Origin of the sequence: Streptomyces roseofulvus, from assembly GCF_039534915.1 — a bacterium.
GTDB classification, from domain to species: domain Bacteria; phylum Actinomycetota; class Actinomycetes; order Streptomycetales; family Streptomycetaceae; genus Streptomyces; species Streptomyces roseofulvus.
This window is the reverse complement of record NZ_BAAAWE010000001.1, coordinates 898,223-916,938: the sequence shown is the minus strand read 5'-3', so window position 1 is coordinate 916,938 and position 18,716 is coordinate 898,223. Positions and strand designations below refer to the sequence as shown.

The window sequence follows — 18,716 nt, the reverse complement described above, 5'->3', positions numbered from 1 at the left end:
GCCTGCCTCCGGCGAGATGCCGACGCCGCACGGCGGGCGCACCATGGACGGAGAAACACGAACCGACGCGGAGCGAGGAAGCACAACCGGCTCGGGGAAGCCTGCACCCGGACAGGGCAGGGCCATGAGAGCAACGCCCGCGGCCCGGCAGGGCCGTCCCGTGAAGCAGAGCGGTCTCTACCGCCTCGGGCACTGGTGCGCCCGCCACTTCGTCGTCGTGGTGGCCCTCTGGCTGGCCGCCCTGGTGGGACTCCAGATCACCGACCGGGCGGTCGGCGGCCAGTATTCCGACGACTTCGACCTGCCCGGCGCCCAGTCGTCCGACGGCCTGTCCGTCCTGGAGGCGCACGACCCGGCGGCCGGCGGCTACGGCGCCCAGATCGTCCTGAACGACCCGTCCGAGCCGCTGACCCAGGAGGCGTCGGCCGTGAACTCGACGGTCGCCGCCCTGGAGAAGCTGCCGGACGTCATCGGCGCCCAGAACCCGCTGCCGCCGCCCGGCACCCCACCGCCGCCCGCCTCCTCCACCACGCCGAACACCGGCCCGCTCTCCACCGACGGCAAGACCGCCTACATCACCGTCCGCTTCGGCGTGCCGCCCTCGACGCTCGGCACCGACTACCTGACCGGCGTCGACCAGGCCGTACAGCCGCTCAGGGACGCCGGCGTGACCGTCGAGTACGGCGGTTCGCTCGGCGAACTCGCCCGACCCGCCGCCGACGACCGCACGAGCGAGGCCATCGGATTCGCCGTCGCGATCGTGGTCCTCCTGATCGGCTTCGGCAGCGTCATCGGCGCCGTGATGCCGTTGGTCACGGCGCTCGTCGGGGCGGTCTGCGGGCTCGCCCTGCTGGGCCTCACGGCCGCCGCCTTCACCTTCGGCACCGTCTCGCCGACGCTGGCCACCATGATCGGTCTCGGCGTCGGCATCGACTACGCGCTGTTCCTGATCACCCGCCACCGGCAGAACGTCATGAACGGCCACGACCCCGCCGACTCCGCCGGCCTGGCCACCACCACCAGCGGCCGCGCGGTCCTCGTCTCCGGCTGCACGGTCGTCATCGCCCTCTCCGGCCTGTGGGTCTCCGGGGTCACCTTCATCGGCAAACTCGGCCTGGCGGCGGCCTTCACCGTCGTCACCGCCGTCCTCGCCGCGCTCACCCTCGTCCCCGCCCTGCTCGGTCTCGTCGGCCGCCGCATCGACCGCTACCACGTCCGCAGGCCGGTCGCCGAGACGGACGCCCCGCCCGGAGCGGAGGAGCACGGCGCCTGGCACCGGTACGCCCAGCGCGTCGAGCGGCGCCCCTGGTACTTCCTCGTCGGCGGCGTCGTCGCCCTGCTGGTCCTGGCCTTCCCGCTGCTCTTCATCCAACTCGGCCACATCGGCGACGGAGCCGACCCGAAGTCCTTCACCGACCGCCGCGCCTACGACCTGATCTCCACCGCCTTCGGCCCCGGCGCCAACGGCCCCCTCACCCTCGTCGTCGACCAGTCCGCCGTGCCGTCCGCCGACCGCGCCGGGCTCGCCACCGACCTCCAGAAGGCGCTCACCGGGGTGCCCGACGCGGCCTCCATCACGCCGCTGAAGGCCACCGCCGACGGCGACGTCCTCGTCGGCACCGCCTACTCGGTCGCCTCCCCGCAGGACGAGCGGACCACCGACCTCACCAACCACCTGGTCGACGACGTCCTCCCGCAGGCCGTCGCCGGGACGGACGCGCAGACCTACGTCACCGGGACGACCGCCGCCCAGGTCGACTTCCTCGACCTCGTCTCCAGCCGCCTGCCGCTCATCATCGCCGTGGTCGTCGCCCTCGCCTTCCTGGTGATCCTCACGGTCTTCCGCGGTCTCCTCGTCGCGGTCAAGGCCGCCGTCCTCAACGTGCTCTCGATCGCCGCCTCCTACGGCGTGGTCGTCGCCGTCTTCCAGTGGGGCTGGGGCGGACCCGCGCTCGGCGTCTCCGGGAAGGTGCCCATCGAGAGCTATGTGCCGATGATGATGTTCGCGATCGTCTTCGGCCTGAGCATGGACTACGAGATCTTCCTGCTCTCCCGGGTGCGGGAGGCGTGGCTGCGCACCGGCGACCCCGGGGCGAGCGTCGCCCACGCCCTGGAGATCACGGCCCGGGTGATCACCTGCGCCGCCCTCATCATGGTCAGCGTCTTCGCCGCCTTCATCGTCTCCGACAACGTCGTGGTCAAGATGCTCGGCCTGGGCCTCGCCGCGAGCGTCCTCATCGACGCGACGGTGGTCCGGCTCCTGCTGGTCCCCGCCGTGATGACCCTGCTCGGCGAGCACGCCTGGTGGACCCCGCGGTGGCTGGACCGGATCCTGCCCCACCTGGACACCGAGGGCGAGGAGGCCGTCCAGCGGGACGAGGCCGCCAGGGCGCCGTCCGCGTCCTGAAAAACCGGCGGACACGACGGCTCTGACCAGGCAGAATGCCGCCATGAACCAGGATGACCAGCGGACGCGCGTGCCCTTCGCGGGGGCCGACGAACGGGCCACGCTCTCCGCGATGCTGCAGTTCCAGCGCGACACCCTCGCCTGGAAGTGCTCCGGGCTCACCCCGGAGCAGCTGAAGGAACGGACCGTGCCGCCGTCGGGCCTGTCCCTGCTCGGACTGGTCCGGCACGCCGCCGAGGTCGAGCGCGGCTGGTTCCGCAACGTGCTGGCCGGGGAGGAGAGCCGCAGCCCGTGGACCCCGCCCGGCGCCACCGAGTGGGCCGACTTCGACGTCGAACACGCCGACGCCGAAGCGGACTTCGCCGTGTGGCGGGCGGAGTGCGCCCGCTCGCGGGCGATCGTCGACGCGGCCGAGTCGCTCGACGCCACCGGAACCCTCGGGAAGGAGACGTACTCCGTCCGCTACGTCCTGGCCCACATGATCGAGGAGTACGCCCGGCACAACGGCCACGCGGACCTGCTCCGCGAGCGCCTCGACGGCGCGACGGGGGAGTGAGGCGCACCATGACGGCCCCTCAGCACCCCGACATCGCCGAGGCGATCACGCGGGAGCGCCTGCTCCACGACCCCGCCGTCCGCCGGTCCCGGCCGCTCGCCGAGGAGCTGTTCGACCCGGAGTTCACCGAGGTCGGCGCCTCGGGACGGCTGTGGACGCGCGCGGAGATGCTCGCCGCCCTCGCCGAGCTGCACGGCGGCGAGGACGGCCCGCCGATCCGCGCCACGGCCTTCGCCGGCACGGTCCTCGCCCCCGGAATCGTCCACCTCGCCTACGAGACCGTCATCGACGGGCGGCACGCCCGGCGTTCGTCGGTGTGGCGGCGCGACCCCGCCGGCCCGCTCCGGCTCTTCCACCACCAGGGCACGCCCGTACCGGACGCCGCTCAGGCGTAGGCGTCCGTCACGCAGTCCGCCGCGCAGCCGTACCGCCGGAAGCCCCGGCGCAGCGCGGCGGCGGCGTGCTGCCGTTCGACGTGCTCGTGCCCGTACCGGTCCCGCGCCAGCCGCTCCACGTCCGCCACCGTCACGATGGCGGGCTCGCCGTCGCCGGCGGCGCGGCGGGCCGCGACGATCGCCTGCTCCACGGCGCGCTCCAGGTCCCGGACGTACGCCGCGTGCGCCATCCGGCCGGCCCGGCGGGCGGCGAACGGGCGCACGGCCCGCCCCTTCCACACGAGGCCGGCCGCGATCAGGACGAGCCCGGGGCCCAGCAGGAGCACGCCCCCCGCGAACTCCTCGGCGGTCCACGCCATCTGCCGTCGCCTCCCCCCGTCGCCGGCCGTCGATTCTACGGCCGGCGGCGCCGGTCACGCCTGCACCAGGTCGCCGTGCCGGTGCGCCACGCGCCAGGCGCCGTCCTCGCGCCGGTACGTCTGCGTGGCGCGCAGCGTGTAGGTGCGGGCCTCCCCGTCGACCGACGTCGAGATGTGCTCGAAGCACGCGGTGTAGGCGGCGTCGCCGACCACGTCGTGGCTGAGCACCTCGATGCGGTAGGAGGTGCAGGCGGAGAAGCGCTTGGCGAGCGCCGTGAACAGCGTGTCCACGTCCTCCAGGCCGAGCGCGTTGTACCACGCGCCGAGGACGCTCACCGGCTCGCGCCGCGACCAGAGGGCCCGGCGCGGCGCCGGGTCCCCGTCGTGCAGGGCCCGCTCGGCGTCCTGGAGGTCGGTCCTGACCCACGTCAGGAAGTCGTCCCGGTCGGTCATGACTTCATCATGCCCACGGCGCCCCGCGCCCCGCACCCGCTGGCGCTCCCGCGCCGGAGGTCAACGCGGGGGTACGGAGGCGGGGTCGGCGAGCACGGTGTCGCGGGCCAGGGCCACCGCGCCGCGCAGGGACGCGTCGGCGCCGAGCGCGCCGGGCAGCGGGACCGGCACCGGGGCCGCGCCCGCCGCCAGGGTCCTGCGGCCGGCGAGCCGGGCCTCCAGGCCGCGTGCCAGCCAGGGGTGCCAGTCGGCGAGGTAGCCGCCCAGCACCACGTCGTCCACGTCGAGGAGGCTCGTCACCGCGAGGACCGCCGCGCCCAGCACCTCGCCGGCGGCGTCCAGGGCCGCGACGGCGGCCGGTTCCCCGGCGGCCAGGGCCGCCCCGAGCGCGGCGACGGCCGCCTCGGTGCCCTTCCCGGCGCGCAGGCCGCCGAGGCCTGCCGCGTCGGTCAGCGCCTCGGGGCCGAGGTAGAGGGCGAGGCAGCCGCGCCCGCCGCAGGCGCACGGCGGCCCGTCGAAGGCGACCGGCATGTGGCCGGGCTCGCCCGCGACGCCGTGGCCGCCGGCCTCGATCCGGCCGTCGAGGACGAGCCCGCCGCCGACGCCGACGTCGGCCTTGAGGTAGGCGAGGGAGCGCGGCGCGGTGCCGCGCCGGACCGTCAGCGCGCGGTACTCGGCGAGCGCGGCCAGGTTGGCGTCGTTGGCGAGGACCACGGGCCCGGCGGAGTCGCCGAGCCGGTGCCGCAGGAGGGCGCCGAGGTCCACGGGCCCCGGCCAGCCGAAGTCGGTCGAGAACATCCGGCCGCCGGCGGTGACGGGGCCGGGCACGGCGACGAAGGTGCCGGCGAGGTGGGCCGCGGGCTGCGCGGCCCGGGCGGCGGCCGCCGTCTCCCGCACGGCGTCGGCGAGGGCGTCGGCGAGCGCGTCGGGATCGCCGTCGGGGGTGGTGTGGGCGAGGTCGGCGCGGTGGCCGAGGCGTCCGGAGAGGTCGGCGACGGCGAGGTGGAGCCGTTCGCGGGTGACCCGGACCGCCACGGACACGACACGGTCCGGCACGGTCTCCAGGTGTTGCCGGGGCCGCCCGCGCCCGCCGCCGGCGACGAGCCCCGCCTCGCGGACGAGGCCCCGGCCGACGAGGTCGGCGGCGAGGGTGGTGAGGGAGCCGTGGGCCAGGCCGGTCGCGGTGGCTGCCTCGCCGCGCGAGGAGGGGCCGTGGTCGGCGAGGTGGCGCAGGACGCGGGAGAGGTTGTGCCGCCGCACGTCGGCGGGGGACTCGGGGGCGGGACGCACCCCTGGATTCTGCCCGGGCGACGCGGGTGCCGACACCGACGCCGGGAGGACACGGTCCGGTGAATCGTGTCACCAGTTTTATTTCAACCATTGACGTAAATGGATCGGGCCCGGACGCTGACCCTGTCACCACCCGCTCGCCCACCCGGCACGCGCACCCCGGAGCCGCCCCATGACCTCCCCCGGCCCCCTCGTCACCACCACCCGCGGACCCGTCCGCGGCGAGCGCCGCGCCGACGGCACGTACCGCTTCCTCGGCATCCCCTACGCCAAGCCGCCCGTCGGCGAGCTGCGCTTCGCCGCGCCCGAACCGCCCGAGCCGTGGACCGAGCCGCTGGACGCCACCGCCTACGGCCCGACCGCGCAGCGCCGCCCCTTCGCCGAGGTCACCACCATCCCCGAGCCCTCCGTCCCGGGCGCCGGCGTGCTCAACCTCAACGTCTTCACCCCCGACACCGCCCCCGCCGAGGGCCTGCCCGTCCTCGTCTGGATCCACGGCGGCGGCTACGTCGCCGGCTCCGCCGCCAGCCCCTGGTACGACGGCGCCGCCTTCAACCGCGACGGCGTCGTCCTCGTCTCCGTCGGCTACCGCCTGGGCATCGAGGGCTTCCTGCACCTGGAGGACGCCCCCGACAACCGCGGCGTCCGCGACTGGATCGCCGCCCTCACCTGGGTCCGCGACAACATCGCCGCCTTCGGCGGGGACCCCGGCAAGGTCACGATCGCCGGCCAGTCCGCCGGCGGCGGCGCCGTCCTCACCCTGCTCTCCGTCCCCTCCGCCCAGGGCCTCTTCCGCGGCGCGCTCGCCGTCTCCGGCGCCGTCCTGCGCCCCGACGGCCCCGCGACCGCCCGCGCCGCAGCCCGGCTGCTCACCGCCCGCACCGGCGTCCCCGCCACCGCCGCGGCCCTGCGCGACCTGGGCGACGACGAACTCCTCGCCCTCCAGGACCGGCTCGCCGAGGACGGACCCGACCGCGAGGGGCTGCCCCCGATGCTGGCCCTCGCCCCCTTCGCGGACGGCGACCTCGTCCCCGTACCCGCCGCCGACGCCCTCACCAGCGGGGACGCGGGCGCCGACATCCCGCTCATGCTCGGCTTCACCGCCGACGAGTTCTCGATGATCCCCGGCCCCGGCGACGACGGCCCGCCGCTTCCGGTCCTGCTCGGCGCGCTGGGCCTCGACCCCGCGCGCGCGGCCGAGTTCACCGCCGTCTACCGGGGCGCGCCGGAGGCCGCCCTCTTCGGCCAGGCCCTCACCGACGTCATGTTCCGGGCCCCGAACCTGGCCGTCGCCGACGCCCGCGCCGCCCGCGAACGCCCCACCTGGCTCTATCAGTTCGCCTGGCGCTCACCGGTCGTCGGCCTCGCCGTGCACTGCCTCGACCTGCCGTTCGCCTTCGACCTCCTCGACGCCGAGGGCGTCCCCGAGGTGGCCGGCGCCACCCCGCCGCAGCCGCTTGCCGACGCCGTGCACCGCGCCTGGGTCGCCTTCGTCAGGGACCAGGACCCGGGCGCCGACTGGCCCCGGTACGCCCCCGGCACCCGCGCCACCAAGGTCTGGGACACCGAGAGCCGGGTCGAGCCCGACCCGGTCCGGCACGTGCGCGACCTCTGGCTCGGCTGACCCGAAGCCGCACGGGGCTCACGAGTCCCGCGGGGCCACGAGGCCGCCGAGGCCCAGGGCGACCACGGGGCCCCGGGCCGGCCCCGCACCCTCCCGGCGGCCCCGGTCAGCCCTCGAAGCCGACCGTCCCGTCCGGGAGGACCGCCTCGACCCGCGCGCCGTGCTCGACGGTGCGGCTCACCGTGCAGAACTTCTCGTGCGTGAGCCGCACCCCCCGCGCGAACACCTCCGCCGCCTTCGGGTTGGAGTCCGGCAGGTCGAACTCGTAACTCACCCTGATCCGGCCGATCCGCCCGTCGTCCTCCGGCGTCGACACCGACTCCACGACGATCCGCAGGTCGTCGTGGTCCACCGCCCGCGCGGTCCGGTCGATCACCAGACCGCCGCAGCCGCCCATCGCCGCCAGCAGCAGCTCCACCGGCGTGAACGACGGCTGCGCGCCGTCGTCGTCCGCCGCCGCCATCAGCACCTCCGCCCCCCGGTCGTTGCGGGCGGTCCACCGCCGGTATCCGGTACGGACGGTCTCGACGCGGTAGTCGGCCATGGGGGAACACTCCTCGGCTGGGCTGTACGTACGCCCCGTACGCTACGGCCACCCGCGCGCCGCACCCCACCCGACCGGCCCGAGGTCAGCGCGCCGCGTCCGCCGCCGCCCGCTCCCGCACCACCCCGCCCCAGGCGCCGGCCACCGCGCCCCAGACCTCCCGCAGCGCCTCGCCGTCCCGCCGCACGGAGGCCACCGCCGCGTCCGGATCGCCGCCCCGGTCCCGCACCGCCGCCGCGTCGGCCCGCGCCCACACCGCGACCGCGTCCCCGTCCACCTCCGGATGGAACTGCACGCCCCAGGCCGCGGCACCCACGCGGTACGCCTGGAACCGGCAGGCGTCCCCGCCCAGCAGCGGCACGGCGCCCTCCGGCAGCCGCGTGATGTCGTCGAAGTGCCACTGCGCCGCAGGAGCCCCCTCCGGCACCCGCCCGAAAACCGGATCCCCCGCGGCGCCGGGCAGCCGCCGCACCGGTACGGACCCCACCTCCGGCCCCCGCGGCCGGGCGGCCACCGCACCGCCCAGGGCGTCGGCGACGAGCTGGCCGCCCAGGCATATCCCGAGCAGCGGCACCTCCCGCCGGACCGCCTCGCGCACCAGCTCCCGCACCGGCGCCAGCCACGGCGCCGCCGTGTCGTCCCGGCAGCCCGCGGACCCGCCGAGCACCAGGAGGCCGGCGTGGTCCGCCAGGCCGGCGGGCAGCTCCTCGCCCCGCCACGGCCGCCGCACGTCCAGCCGGATCCCGTCCGCCGCCAGCCGCTCCCCGACCAGCCCGGCCCCCGCCCCGTCCTCGTGCTCCACCACCAGCACCGCCACCGCCACGACCACCCACACCCCTCCGCCGACGTTCCGGACCCCCAGTGGATACCGGCCACCACCGGCCTGGGAAGGGCGGGTGCGGACGCGCCGAGCGGCGGGCGCCCGGTCAGACCTCGTTCGGTGTCACGAGACCGGACTCGTAGGCCAGGACCACCAGTTGGGCCCGGTCCCGGACGCCCAGCTTCGTCATGGCCCGGTTGACGTGGGTCTTCGCGGTCAGCGGACTGATCACCATGCGGCCGGCGATCTCGTCGTTGGACAGGCCCCGCGCCACCAGCACGACGGCCTCGCGCTCCCGGCCGGTCAGCTCCGTCAGGGCCGGGCCGGCCACGGCCGGCGCCGGCTGGGCCAGACAGCGGTGGATGAGCCTGCGGGTGATCGACGGGGCGAGGAGGGCGTCGCCGCGCGCCGCGACCCGTACGGCGTGCAGGAAGTCCTCCGGCAGCACGTCCTTGACCAGGAAGCCGGCCGCACCCGCGCGCAGCGCGTCGAGGACGTACTCGTCCATGCCGTAATTGGTCAGGATCACGACGTGGACCCCGGCGAGGTCCGGGTCGGCGGCGATCCGCCGGGTGGCCTCGATGCCGTCGACGACCGGCATCTGGATGTCCACGAGCGCGATGTCCGGCCGGTGCGCGCGGGCGAGCTCCAGGGCCTCCCGCCCGTCGGACGCCTCGGCGACCACCTCGATGTCGTCCTCCAGATCGAGCAGCGCGCGGAACCCGCTGCGGATGAGCGGCTGGTCGTCGACGAGCAGGACACGGATCACGGGGTGCGCTCCACGGGAAGTTCGGCCAGGACGGAGAAGCCGCCGCCGTCGCGCGGCCCGGCGCTGAGCCGCCCGCCGAGGGCGGTGACGCGCTCGCGCATGCCGAGCAGGCCGAGACCCGGCACCGGTGACGCGGCCGGCGCCGCCCGCCCGTCGTCGTCCACCCGGACCGCGAGCAGCTCCGGCCGGCAGTCGATCCGCACGGTGGCCGTCGCGGCCCCGGAGTGCCGGGCGACGTTCGTCAGCGACTCCTGGACGATCCGGTACACCGTCCGGTCCACGGCGGCCGGCACGTCCGCCCCGCGCCCCTCCACGGTCAGCGACGCCGCCACCCCCAACGCCCGCACCCGGTCCACCAGTTCCGGTACGTCGGCGAGCCCGCGCGGCGGGGCCGTGTCGTCGTCGCGGAGCGCCTCCAGCGTCGCCCGCAGCTCACGGCTCGCCTCCCGCCCCGCCTCCTGGATGGCGAGCAGCGCGGCGGGCACCTCCTCGCCCCGCCGGCGCGCCACATGGACGGCGACCTCGGACTGCACCTTGACCACCGAGATCTGGTGGGTGAGGGAGTCGTGCAACTCCCGCGCGATGCGCAGCCGTTCCTCGTCCGCACGGCGGCGGGCCACCTCCTCCCGGGTCCGCTCGGCCTCGTCCGCCCGCCGCTCGGCCTGCCGCAGCGCCTCGCCCGCGGCGCCCGCCGCGACCAGCCAGGCGATCTCCAGGGCGCCCCGGGCCCGCGCCAACGCCTCGCCCACCCCGTACGGCCCCGCGAGCAGCGCCGCCACCGGCAGGGCCGCCAGCATCAGCACGCTCGCCACCGCCGTGACGGCGCGGTGCCCGGCCCGTACGGCCGCGTACACGGCGAACAGATACGCCACGACCGGAACGTCGAAGTCCACCGCCTGGTATCCGATCGCGCACGCCCCCGTGACGGCGAGCACCGCCCGGGGCATCCGGCGCCGCAGGGCCAGGGCGAGTCCGCCCGCCGCGAGGAGTCCGTACCCGGCGACGACGGCGGGACCGGTGCCGGGCCGGGGCGCGGACGCCGCCGTGACCAGCAGCGCCGCCGTCACCCCCAGGGCGACGGCCCCGTCCACGTACCACCGCCGGGCCCCGGCCGTCACTTCCTTCATGGGCGCACCCTAACCGGCCCGCCACGCCGGAGGAGTCGGCCTCGGGGACGAACCTCCGCCTACCACGGACGCGGTAGGGCGGCGGCCGCTACCGCGTCCGTGGCAGGCGAAGTGCCCACGGCGGGGGGACGACCGGGGGAGGGGGCGGCGGACATGCTCGGGGCATCGGTCCACCGCACGTCGCCGCGCATCGGCGCACGTCGCCGCCTGAACGGGAGTCCGCCCATGTCCGTCCGCCGTCTGCTCGCCACCGGAACGGCCGTCCTGCTCGGGGCCCTCGCCCTCGCCGCGCCCGCCTCCGCCGCCGACCCGGCGTCGTCGCTCGCCGCGTCCGTCACCACCGTGAGCGCCGGCCGGATCGGCTCGTTCGCCGGCGCGGTGATCGGGCTGATCGGCCTGGCCGTGGCCTGGCGGGCGGTGGCCCGCCCCGCCGGCCGCCTCGGCGTCGCGACCGGGCCGCTGGGGTCGTGGCTGGCCCTCGCCGCGGGGGCGGCCGCCGTCGCCCTGGGCACCGTGGTCGTCGCCACCGCCGCCGGCGGCCTCGGCACCGGCAACGGTCTGGGCGGCGCCTATGTGGCCCTGGTCGTCGGCCTCGTGGCGACGACCCTCGCCGGCCGAGCCGTCTCCCGGGCGCGCCGCCAGGCGGGATGACGGGCCGGCCGCCCGCGCGCCGCCGCGCCGGGCGACCGGGCGTCTCGCACTCCCACCGCGCGGGACCACCGGCCTCGCGCGTGCCCCGTCGCGCGGCCTGGCGGGGCCGTGCGCCGCTGTCGCCGCCGGGCGCGACGACCGGGCCGTCTCCCGTGTCGCCGCCGCGCCGGACGACCGGGCCGTTCCCCGCTCCCGTTCCCCCTCCCCCTCCCGCGGCCACCCGGGCCGACCGGGCAGCGGGTCCGGACGACCCGTCCCGACCTGAGTACCCCTCGGGCCACCGGGTGAGTACGCCGGCGGATCCGCCGGGCGCCCGGAGCGGCTGAAATGGACCCATGACCCTTCGTGCCCCGCGCCGCCGCCCCCGGTCCCTCCGTCACGTCTCGGCCACCGGCACCGCCCTCGTGGTGGCGCTCGGGCCGGTCGTGGTGGGCGCCCTGCTGGCCCGCTCGGTCGGCGGCGACCCGATGGTCTCCGTCAACGCGCTCATCGCCGGCGGCGGGCAGCGCGCCCGCGTCTCCCGCGACCAACTGCGGTCGTGCCGGGGCCGCGTGCACGCCCGCCGGGTCCGGGCCGCACGCGTCCTGCGGGCCCGGACGAGGCTCCGGGAGGAGACGTCCGCCGGATCCGGCGCGCACACCGCCGGGGCCGGCGCCGCCGGGCCGGCGACGACCGGCCGGCGACCGTCACGCCGGCCGCCGCGCCCGCGAGCGTGACCTGGACTCCGCACGCCCACCCCCCGAAACCCGGCAGACCTGACGGAAACCACCCCTGACCAGCACGGTTCCTTCGCGAATTCCTCACCGAAGCGGCCCCGCCCCGCCCCCGGATGCGCGATGATCGCCCCGCACCCGAGAAGAAGCAGGGACCAGGCCCTCCGGCCGGTACGGCACGCGTCGAAAGGCACCCCACATGGCCAGGCGGCATCCCGCGCGCGAGAACGAACCGAGCCCCCCGTCGACCGACGCCCCCGGCGAAGCTCCCGGCATCGGCCGCCGGCGCTTCCTCGGGTACGTGCTCGCCGCCCCCACCCTGACCGTCGCCGCCCAGGCCGGCGCCGAGGCCCTCGCGCCCACGACCGCCGAGGCCGTCGTCCCCTCGCTGCCCGGGCCGGCCGAACTCCTCGACCTCAACGACCTGCTGACCACGGCCGCGCTGCCGACCAGCCACCTGATCACCATCCGGCTCGACCCCGACGGCACGGCCCACTTCGCGCTGCCGCGCGCCGAGGTCGGCCAGGGCGTCACCACCTCCTCCGCGATGCTCATCGCCGAGGAACTGGACCTGCCCCTGGAGAAGGTGAGGGTCACCCTCGCCGACGCCCGCCCCGAACTGCTCTTCAACCAGCTCACCGGCGGCTCCAACACCACCGTCTCCACCTACACCCCGATCCGGGTCGCCGCCGCCGTCGCCCGGGGCCGGCTGCTGCACGCCGCCTCCCTCGTCCTCGGCGAGGCCGTGTCCACGCTCACCACCAAGGCGGGCACCGTGCTCTCCCCGGCCGGCGCCGTCCTCGGCTACGGCGAACTCGCCGTCAGGGCGGCCGCCGTGGCGGACACCGCCGTCACCGTCACCCTCAAGGACCGGGCGGACTTCCGGGTCATCGGCACCGGCCGGAGCCGCCTCGACGCGCTCGCCGCCGTCACCGGCCGCAAGCGGTTCGCCATGGACCTCCAGGTCGAGGGCGCCCTGCCGACGATGGTCTGCCGCCCGCCCACCATCAACGGCACCGTCCGCTCCGTCGCCAACCTCGACGCGGTACGGGCCATGCCCGGCGTCACCGACGTCGTCACCGTCTCCACCGGCGTCGCCGTCCGCGCCCGCACCTTCGGCCAGTGCATCGACGCCGTCCGCGCCCTCGACGTCGACTGGGGACCCGGCACCGCCGAGGACGCCACCGACGCCACCGTCCTGGACGAGCTGCGCCGGGCCGAACTCCCGCTCGTCGTCCCGCCGCTGCCGCTGCTCACCAAGGCCGTCGACGCCCGCTTCACCTTCCACTTCGCCAGCAACGCCGCCCTGGAGACCAACTGCGCCATCGCGGACGTCCGCCCGGACTCCGCCGAGATCTGGGGCTCGCTCAAAGCGCCGATCGTCGCCCAGGAGCAGATCGCGCTCCGCCTCGGCCTGCCCGTCTCCGCCGTGCGGGTGCACGTGACCGAGGGCGGCGGCTCCTTCGGCCGCAAGCTGTTCCACGACGCCGCCCACGAGGCCGCCGAGATCTCGAAGAAGCTCGGCAAGCCGGTGAAGCTGATGTGGCACCGCACCGACGACTTCCGGCAGGGGCGTACGCACCCCATGGCGACCTCGCGGGTCCGCGCCACCTACTCGCTCGGCGAGGTGCTGACGTACGAGCAGCGGCACACCTCCGTCGCCACCGACTTCGGCCACGGCATCGGCGAGGTCCTGACGGCGGAGGCGGCCCGGCTGCCGGTCGCCGACCTCACCTTCTCCGAGACGATGTTCCAGCTCACCCAGATCAGCCCCTACCACCTCGGCGTCACCACCCAGCTCCTCGCCGAGACCGACAAGGGCTACAACACGGGCTCGATGCGGAACATCTACTCGCCCAACGTGCGCACCGCCCAGGAGCTCGTCCTCGACGAACTGGCCCGCCGCCTCGGCGAGGACGCCTACGAGCTGCGCCGTCGCCTCCTGAAGGAGTCCCGGGCCCGGGCCGTCCTCGACAAGGTCGCCCGACTGGGGCGCTGGGGGCGCCCGATGGAGCCCGGCACCGGGCAGGGCCTCGCGGTGCATCCCGAGTACCACTCGTACGTGGCGGTGCTCGCCGAGATCGACTGCCGGCCCGCGACCACCGGACGTACGGTCCCGAACGCGTACACCGGCCCCCGGGTGACCAGGGTGGTGTGCGCCGTCGACGTCGGCCTGGCGGTCAACCCGCGCGGTCTGGAGGCGCAGATGATGGGCGGCATCTCCGACGGCATCGCCCTCGCGCTCACGTCTGGACTGCACCTGAAGGACGGCGCCTTCCTGGAGTCCAGCTGGGACAACTACTACTACACGCGGCAGTGGAACACCCCGCCCGAGCTGGAGATCGTCGTCATGCCGCCGACCGGCGAGACGCCCGGCGGCGCGGGCGAGCTGGCCGTGGCCGCCGCGATGGCGGCCGTCGCCGGCGCGTACGGCCGGGCGACCGGCACGATGCCGACCGTCTTCCCGGTCAACCACACCGCCCGGCTCGCCTTCACGCCCACGCCGGCCGTGCCGCCGATCCCGGCCTCCCCGACCGACGGCCGCGACCGCGTCCTCTGACACCCCCGGAGCAACCGTGCCCCAGCACACGTTCATCCTCAACGGCAAGGCCGTCACCGCCGAGGTCGAGTCCGACGTCCGCCTCCTGTGGGTCCTCAGGGACGTCCTCGGCGTCACCGGCCCCAAGTACGGCTGCGGGGTCGGCGTGTGCCGGGCCTGTACGAGCCACCTCAACGGCAAGGCGTTCACGCCCTGCGCCGTCCCCGTCGGGCAGCTCGCCCCCGAGGACGAGGTCACCACCATCGAGGGCCTGCCCGACACCGTCGGCGCCGAGCTGCATCCGATGCAGGAGGCGTGGCTCGACCTCGACGTCGCCCAGTGCGGCTTCTGCCAGCCCGGGCAGATCATGGCGGCCGTCGACGCGGTCCGCAAGGCCCGGGAGGCGGGCCGCGAGGTCACCGAGGCCGACCTCGACGAGCTGCGCAACATCTGCCGCTGCGGCACCTACCACCGGATCCGGCAGGCGGTCCTGGAGGGCGCCCGGCGGATGCCCTGAGGGCAGATGGTTCGTGCCACGAAGGGTATTCTGGCCGTATGGCCAAGGACGAGGGTGAGCGGATCGGAGTCGTCGCCGCGCTGGTGCGCTCCGCGTTTCTGGTGAACACCGCGTACGCGGAGGCCGCGCACGCCTACGGGCTGACGCCCCAGCAGGGCCAGTTGCTGTGCGTCCTGATGCCGGGCCCGACCGGCATGGGCGAGCTGGGCGCCAAGCTCGGGCTCGCCAAGTCCAGCCTCACCGGTCTGGTGGACCGCACCTCGCGGCTGGGCTTCGTCGAGCGCGCGGCCGATCCCGACGACCGGCGGGCCGTGCGGGTCGCCCTGACCGGGGAGGGCGCCCGCCTCGCCGAGGTGTTCTACACGGAGGCGTGCCGCCGGATCGAGCTGCTGCCCGCCGGGCTCGACGACCCCGAACGGGAGCGGCTGGCCGACCTGCTGGGCCGGGTCGTCCTGGACAACGAGGTCCCGGAGGTCTTCTCCGACCGGCCCTGAACCGTCGCGCGGGTGCGGGGCGGTCACGCCCCGGCGGTGCCGAACAGCTCGGCGAACCGCCCGGTGAAGAGGTCCTGGCCCTTGTACGCGGAGACCGTCGCGGCCGGCAGGACGAGCGGCCCGTCCGGCGACGGGAACTGGCCGACGCCGCCCAGCGGTCCGAGCGGCAGCAGCAGCACGGACGGGATCGGGGAGGGCGTGTACGTGGTCGCCGGCTCGCCGCCCCGCACCTGGGCCAGGATGTTGGCCGACACGACCTCGGCGTGCTGCATCGCGTACCCGGCCATCTTGGCCTCGTCGAGCGCGGTGACGTCGCCGATCGCGTAGACCCGCTCCTGGCCCTCCACCCGCAGGTGCCCGTCGACGCGGAGCCGCCCGCGCGCCGTGAGGGCGCCGGTCAGGGCGGGGGAGAGGAAGCCCTGGTGGACGGCGCCGCCGTGGGCGCGGAACCAGATGTCGGCGGTGAGCGCGCCGCCGTCGGAGGTCCCCACGGTGAAGGTGCCCGCGCGGCCGGGGCCGGCCGGCGGCTCCTCGGTGAGCGTCACGCCGAGCCGAACCTCCACCTTCAGCTCGTCGAGCTGCCGGGCGAGGTCGTCGCGGAGTTCGGGGGCGAAGCCGGGGAGCAGTCCCTCGCGCGGGTCGACCAGGGTGATCCGCTTGTCGGGCCAGACGGACCGGATCTCGCCGGCGAGTTCGAGGCCGACCGGTCCCGCGCCGCTGACGAGCACGTGGTCGGCGCGGGCCAGCTCCTCGTGGGTGGCGCGCAGCCGGTCCAGGGCCTCCGCGGAGGAGTCGGTGTCGAACTTGGCGGGGTACGGGTAGGCGGAGCCGGTGGCGACGACCACGTAGTCGGCGTCGACGCGCTCGCCGGAGGCGAGGGTGACGCCCCGGGTGTCGACCGAGGCGGCGCGGTCGCGGATCACCCGGCCCCGGGTGAGCAGCCGGTCGTACGGGAAGAAGACGTGGTCCGCCCAGTCCGGCCGGACGAGGGCCCGGAGGGAGCCGGCGGCGTGCACGAAGGCGTCCTTGGGGTCGACGAGGACGACCTCGACGCCGGCCTCGGTGTCCGCTTCCAGTGCCTTGGCCAGGGTCGAGCCGCCGTAACCCCCGCCGATGACGGTGACGATCGCGTTCATGTCCGTGTTCCCTTCGGAAGTGGTCCGACGACGGCACCCCGACGCCGGTAGTTCGTGTCACGAACCATATAGTTCGCGACACGAACTGTAAAGCGCCTCCTGCGCGCGGGCACGCGGAAGCCCCCGCCGCGCGTGCGACGGGGGCTTCCGGACGGTGGGTCAGGCGGCGGGCGGCACCCGCGGCGGGCGGCCCGAGCCCCTGGTCAGGGCGTAGCCGCCGATGCCCGCGAGCGCGGCGAGGACGCCGCCGGCCGCGGTCCAGATCCAGCGGTCCGACCACCAGCCGGAGGACCAGCCGCCCTCCGGCGCGGCGGCCTCCACCGCGGTCCGCCGGCCCGCGGCCTCCTCGGCCTCGGCCAGTTCGGCCGTGGTCGCGCCGGGCACCAGCGGCGCGGCGAGCGCGCCGTCGGTGGCGTACGCGCCGCCCCGGTCGGAGACGTCCACGCCGACGCGGGCCGAGAACGGCTGCCCCAGGTCCTCCTCCGGCAGCCCGGTGACGGTCAGCCGGACGTAGTAGCTGCCCGGCAGCGGGTCGTTCGCCCAGGCGTCGGCTGAGGCCCGCACCGGCCGCAGCACACAGGCGAGTTCCACCGAACCGGCCTCCTCGGCCGCGGTACGGGACTGGGTCCCGTACATGCACGGCTGGCGGCGCCGCAGCCCGTCGTAGACGTCCACCCGCCAGGTCGCCGGGCCGTGCCGGAGCGCGCTCTCCGGCAGCGTCACCGTCGCCTTCACGGTGGGCCGTTCGCCGGTGTCCGCGGGGAAGACCCAGTACAGGTAGTCACCCGTGGCCGCCTGTGCGGTGGCCTCCTGGCCGGGCCGGAAGGCGGCGGCGGTACGGAAGGTCGTGCCGGCCTCCGTGGGGCCCGCCTCCTCGCCGGCCGAGGCCGACGGGGTGGGCGTGTCGGCGAGGGCGCCCGGCGCGGCGGGGCCCAGCAGAGCGGCGCCGGCCAGCGCGGCCGCCGCGAGCATCCGTACGGTACGCATCAGTGGGTCCTCCAGACGGCGACGCGCCAGCGGGACAGCCAGCCCCAGATCAGGCCGGCGAGGAAGCCGGCGAGCACCAGCGCGCCGAGCAGCCACCAGCCGCGGCCGAGCCCGAAGGAGGCCACGTCCGAGGCGCCCGCCGGGCCGTCGACGATGTCCACGGCCAGTTCGATCGGCATGCCGGGCGTGGTCTTCACGGCCGGGGGAGCGGAGAAGGAGTTGCTGACCTGGAGGCAGACGGTCTCGGCGGCCGGCTTGCCGTCGCCGTCCTCGTCCGCGTCCTCGATCTCCGGCTTCGGGTAGCGCAGGCCGGTCGAGATCACGTCGGTGCGCCCGTCGCCGGCCTCGGAGCCGCGGGCGATCTCCCGCCCGCTCCGGGTGACGGCCCGCAGCAGCACGCCGTAGTCGTTGTTCACGGCCCGGTCGGCGGAGACGCTGACGGACGCGCGCAGTTCCTGCCCGGGCAGCAGGTCGACCTTGTACCAGCGGTGCTCGCCGAAGGACTCGCGGTCCGTGTAGAGCCCGGGCTTGAGCTGCGGGGCGTCCGCGCACTGCCCGGTGCCCTCGGTGGCGACCGGGGTGACCACCGGGTCGGCCGCGCGGTCCACCAACTGGCGTACCCGGCGGGAGAGGTCCTCGGTGCGGTGCACGGAGGTGTAGGTGCCGCCGGTGGCCTCGGCGATGCAGGTGAGCTGCTGCCGGGTCTTGGCGTCCGGCACCAGGCCGAGGGTGTCGATCACGAGGTGGATGCCCTTGGCGGCGATCTCGCGGGCGATCTGGCACGGGTCGACGCCGCAGGTGTCCTCGCCGTCGGTGATGAGGACGATTCGTTTGGTCGCGCCGTCCTCGCCGAGGTCCTTGGCGGCCTCGGTCAGCGCCGGGCCGATCGGAGTCCACCCCGTGGGGGCGAGGGTGGCGACGGCCGTCTTGGCCTCGGTCCGGTCGAGCGGGCCGACCGGGTACAGCTGGCGGGTGTCCTTGCAGCCGCGCTTGCGGTCGTTGCCGGGGTAGTCGGCGCCGAGCGTGCGGATGCCGAGCCGGACCTCTTCCGGCACCGCGTCCAGGACCTCGTTGAACGCCTGCTTGGCCGCGCTCATCCGGGACTTGCCGTCGATGTCCTTGGCCCGCATGGAGCCGCTGACGTCGAGGACCAGCTCGACCTTGGGGGATTCCTTCGCCGGTTCGTCGGCGGCCGCGCTCGTCGGCAGCAGCGCGGCGGTCAGGGCGACGAGCAGTGCGCAGGCCCCGGTCGCCAGCCGTTTTCTCGTGATCATCGGCGGATCGTATTGATGATCCTCCGACAATCCAAAACGGGGGTGCGGCCGGGGCCCGGGG

At 75.7% G+C, this 18,716-nt stretch carries 19 protein-coding genes; 9 read left to right on the top strand and 10 right to left on the bottom strand.

The annotated features are described in order from the left end of the window. Positions 1-124 precede the first annotated feature (124 nt). Genes ABFY03_RS04245 through ABFY03_RS04235 form a run of 3 tightly spaced genes read left to right on the top strand, consistent with a single transcriptional unit; the run spans position 125 to position 3,358 of the window. Positions 125-2,407, top strand: coding sequence for an MMPL family transporter (locus ABFY03_RS04245; RefSeq protein ID WP_346169207.1), 2,283 nt, complete (start codon positions 125-127; stop codon positions 2,405-2,407). Positions 2,408-2,450: 43 nt separating this feature from the next. Continuing rightward, positions 2,451-2,963, top strand: coding sequence for a DinB family protein (locus ABFY03_RS04240; RefSeq protein ID WP_346169206.1), 513 nt, complete (start codon positions 2,451-2,453; stop codon positions 2,961-2,963). 8 nt (positions 2,964-2,971) lie between these two features. Next, positions 2,972-3,358 carry a nuclear transport factor 2 family protein gene (locus ABFY03_RS04235; protein WP_346169205.1) on the top strand — a complete coding sequence of 129 codons (387 nt, stop codon included), beginning with the start codon at positions 2,972-2,974 and terminating at the stop codon, positions 3,356-3,358. Here the strand turns inward: ABFY03_RS04235 and ABFY03_RS04230 are convergent. The 3 genes from ABFY03_RS04230 to ABFY03_RS04220 are packed head-to-tail and all read right to left on the bottom strand — an operon-like array spanning position 3,349 to position 5,460. After that, complete coding sequence (locus tag ABFY03_RS04230) at positions 3,349-3,717, bottom strand: hypothetical protein (RefSeq protein WP_319011981.1); 369 nt, start codon at positions 3,715-3,717, stop codon at positions 3,349-3,351. The genes ABFY03_RS04235 and ABFY03_RS04230 overlap by 10 nt on opposite strands. Positions 3,718-3,771: 54 nt before the next feature. Further along, a complete protein-coding gene (locus ABFY03_RS04225; RefSeq protein ID WP_319011982.1) occupies positions 3,772-4,170 on the bottom strand; it encodes a nuclear transport factor 2 family protein in 399 nt (132 codons plus the stop codon). Positions 4,171-4,230: 60 nt separating this feature from the next. Then, positions 4,231-5,460 (bottom strand): ROK family transcriptional regulator, encoded by a 1,230-nt coding sequence (locus tag ABFY03_RS04220; RefSeq protein ID WP_346169204.1) that lies wholly within the window; start codon positions 5,458-5,460, stop codon positions 4,231-4,233. A gap of 172 nt (positions 5,461-5,632) precedes the next feature. Here ABFY03_RS04220 and ABFY03_RS04215 point away from each other — a divergent pair, with 172 nt between their 5' ends. Continuing rightward, positions 5,633-7,084: a carboxylesterase/lipase family protein gene (locus ABFY03_RS04215; protein ID WP_346169203.1), complete on the top strand. Its 1,452-nt coding sequence runs from the start codon at positions 5,633-5,635 to the stop codon at positions 7,082-7,084. A 106-nt stretch (positions 7,085-7,190) separates the two neighbouring features. Here the strand turns inward: ABFY03_RS04215 and ABFY03_RS04210 are convergent, their stop codons facing one another. From ABFY03_RS04210 to ABFY03_RS04195, 4 genes are all read right to left on the bottom strand, one after another. Continuing rightward, positions 7,191-7,628: an OsmC family protein gene (locus ABFY03_RS04210; RefSeq protein WP_031003888.1), complete on the bottom strand. Its 438-nt coding sequence runs from the start codon at positions 7,626-7,628 to the stop codon at positions 7,191-7,193. Positions 7,629-7,713: 85 nt separating this feature from the next. After that, positions 7,714-8,457, bottom strand: coding sequence for a type 1 glutamine amidotransferase (locus tag ABFY03_RS04205; RefSeq protein ID WP_346169202.1), 744 nt, complete (start codon positions 8,455-8,457; stop codon positions 7,714-7,716). 97 nt (positions 8,458-8,554) lie between these two features. Beyond that, positions 8,555-9,217 (bottom strand): response regulator transcription factor, encoded by a 663-nt coding sequence (locus ABFY03_RS04200; RefSeq protein ID WP_319011986.1) that lies wholly within the window; start codon positions 9,215-9,217, stop codon positions 8,555-8,557. Then, positions 9,214-10,344 carry a sensor histidine kinase gene (locus ABFY03_RS04195; RefSeq protein WP_319011987.1) on the bottom strand — a complete coding sequence of 377 codons (1,131 nt, stop codon included), beginning with the start codon at positions 10,342-10,344 and terminating at the stop codon, positions 9,214-9,216. Before ABFY03_RS04195 ends, ABFY03_RS04200 begins: the two co-directional genes overlap by 4 nt. A gap of 225 nt (positions 10,345-10,569) precedes the next feature. On the opposite strand from ABFY03_RS04195, the gene ABFY03_RS04190 reads away from it, so the two are divergent. The 5 genes from ABFY03_RS04190 (at position 10,570) to ABFY03_RS04170 (ending at position 15,258) form a co-directional block, all read left to right on the top strand. Further along, a complete protein-coding gene (locus ABFY03_RS04190) occupies positions 10,570-10,995 on the top strand; it encodes a DUF6223 family protein (protein WP_346169201.1) in 426 nt (141 codons plus the stop codon). 335 nt (positions 10,996-11,330) lie between these two features. Then, positions 11,331-11,711, top strand: coding sequence for a hypothetical protein (locus ABFY03_RS04185; protein WP_319011989.1), 381 nt, complete (start codon positions 11,331-11,333; stop codon positions 11,709-11,711). A 196-nt stretch (positions 11,712-11,907) separates the two neighbouring features. Further along, on the top strand, positions 11,908-14,268 hold the full coding sequence (locus tag ABFY03_RS04180; protein ID WP_346169200.1) for a xanthine dehydrogenase family protein molybdopterin-binding subunit: 2,361 nt from the start codon (positions 11,908-11,910) through the stop codon (positions 14,266-14,268). A 16-nt stretch (positions 14,269-14,284) separates the two neighbouring features. Then, positions 14,285-14,764: a (2Fe-2S)-binding protein gene (locus ABFY03_RS04175; RefSeq protein WP_319011991.1), complete on the top strand. Its 480-nt coding sequence runs from the start codon at positions 14,285-14,287 to the stop codon at positions 14,762-14,764. 38 nt (positions 14,765-14,802) lie between these two features. Then, the gene (locus ABFY03_RS04170) at positions 14,803-15,258 is read left to right on the top strand and encodes a MarR family winged helix-turn-helix transcriptional regulator (protein WP_319011992.1); all 456 of its coding nucleotides are present in this window, start codon (positions 14,803-14,805) and stop codon (positions 15,256-15,258) included. A gap of 23 nt (positions 15,259-15,281) precedes the next feature. Here the strand turns inward: ABFY03_RS04170 and ABFY03_RS04165 are convergent, their stop codons facing one another. The 3 genes from ABFY03_RS04165 to ABFY03_RS04155 form a co-directional block, all read right to left on the bottom strand. Next, positions 15,282-16,394 carry an NAD(P)/FAD-dependent oxidoreductase gene (locus ABFY03_RS04165; protein WP_346169199.1) on the bottom strand — a complete coding sequence of 371 codons (1,113 nt, stop codon included), beginning with the start codon at positions 16,392-16,394 and terminating at the stop codon, positions 15,282-15,284. 159 nt (positions 16,395-16,553) lie between these two features. Next, positions 16,554-17,381, bottom strand: a complete 828-nt coding sequence (locus ABFY03_RS04160) for a hypothetical protein (RefSeq protein ID WP_319011994.1) — start codon at positions 17,379-17,381, stop codon at positions 16,554-16,556. Then, complete coding sequence (locus tag ABFY03_RS04155) at positions 17,381-18,655, bottom strand: VWA domain-containing protein (protein ID WP_346169198.1); 1,275 nt, start codon at positions 18,653-18,655, stop codon at positions 17,381-17,383. The genes ABFY03_RS04160 and ABFY03_RS04155 overlap by 1 nt, the downstream gene beginning before the upstream one ends. Between the last annotated feature and the right edge of the window lie 61 nt (positions 18,656-18,716).

What these genes read in the sequence shown, in the direction of transcription:
- ABFY03_RS04245 (WP_346169207.1), top strand. Translation starts at nt 125, where the DNA reads ATGAGAGCAACGCCCGCGGCCCGGCAGGGCCGTCCCGTGAAGCAGAGC.
- ABFY03_RS04240 (WP_346169206.1), top strand. Translation starts at nt 2,451, where the DNA reads ATGAACCAGGATGACCAGCGGACGCGCGTGCCCTTCGCGGGGGCCGAC.
- ABFY03_RS04235 (WP_346169205.1), top strand. Translation starts at nt 2,972, where the DNA reads ATGACGGCCCCTCAGCACCCCGACATCGCCGAGGCGATCACGCGGGAG.
- ABFY03_RS04230 (WP_319011981.1), bottom strand. Translation starts at nt 3,717, where the DNA reads ATGGCGTGGACCGCCGAGGAGTTCGCGGGGGGCGTGCTCCTGCTGGGC.
- ABFY03_RS04225 (WP_319011982.1), bottom strand. Translation starts at nt 4,170, where the DNA reads ATGACCGACCGGGACGACTTCCTGACGTGGGTCAGGACCGACCTCCAG.
- ABFY03_RS04215 (WP_346169203.1), top strand. Translation starts at nt 5,633, where the DNA reads ATGACCTCCCCCGGCCCCCTCGTCACCACCACCCGCGGACCCGTCCGC.
- ABFY03_RS04210 (WP_031003888.1), bottom strand. Translation starts at nt 7,628, where the DNA reads ATGGCCGACTACCGCGTCGAGACCGTCCGTACCGGATACCGGCGGTGG.
- ABFY03_RS04195 (WP_319011987.1), bottom strand. Translation starts at nt 10,344, where the DNA reads ATGAAGGAAGTGACGGCCGGGGCCCGGCGGTGGTACGTGGACGGGGCC.
- ABFY03_RS04190 (WP_346169201.1), top strand. Translation starts at nt 10,570, where the DNA reads ATGTCCGTCCGCCGTCTGCTCGCCACCGGAACGGCCGTCCTGCTCGGG.
- ABFY03_RS04185 (WP_319011989.1), top strand. Translation starts at nt 11,331, where the DNA reads ATGACCCTTCGTGCCCCGCGCCGCCGCCCCCGGTCCCTCCGTCACGTC.
- ABFY03_RS04180 (WP_346169200.1), top strand. Translation starts at nt 11,908, where the DNA reads ATGGCCAGGCGGCATCCCGCGCGCGAGAACGAACCGAGCCCCCCGTCG.
- ABFY03_RS04170 (WP_319011992.1), top strand. Translation starts at nt 14,803, where the DNA reads ATGGCCAAGGACGAGGGTGAGCGGATCGGAGTCGTCGCCGCGCTGGTG.
- ABFY03_RS04165 (WP_346169199.1), bottom strand. Translation starts at nt 16,394, where the DNA reads ATGAACGCGATCGTCACCGTCATCGGCGGGGGTTACGGCGGCTCGACC.
- ABFY03_RS04160 (WP_319011994.1), bottom strand. Translation starts at nt 17,381, where the DNA reads ATGCGTACCGTACGGATGCTCGCGGCGGCCGCGCTGGCCGGCGCCGCT.
- ABFY03_RS04155 (WP_346169198.1), bottom strand. Translation starts at nt 18,655, where the DNA reads ATGATCACGAGAAAACGGCTGGCGACCGGGGCCTGCGCACTGCTCGTC.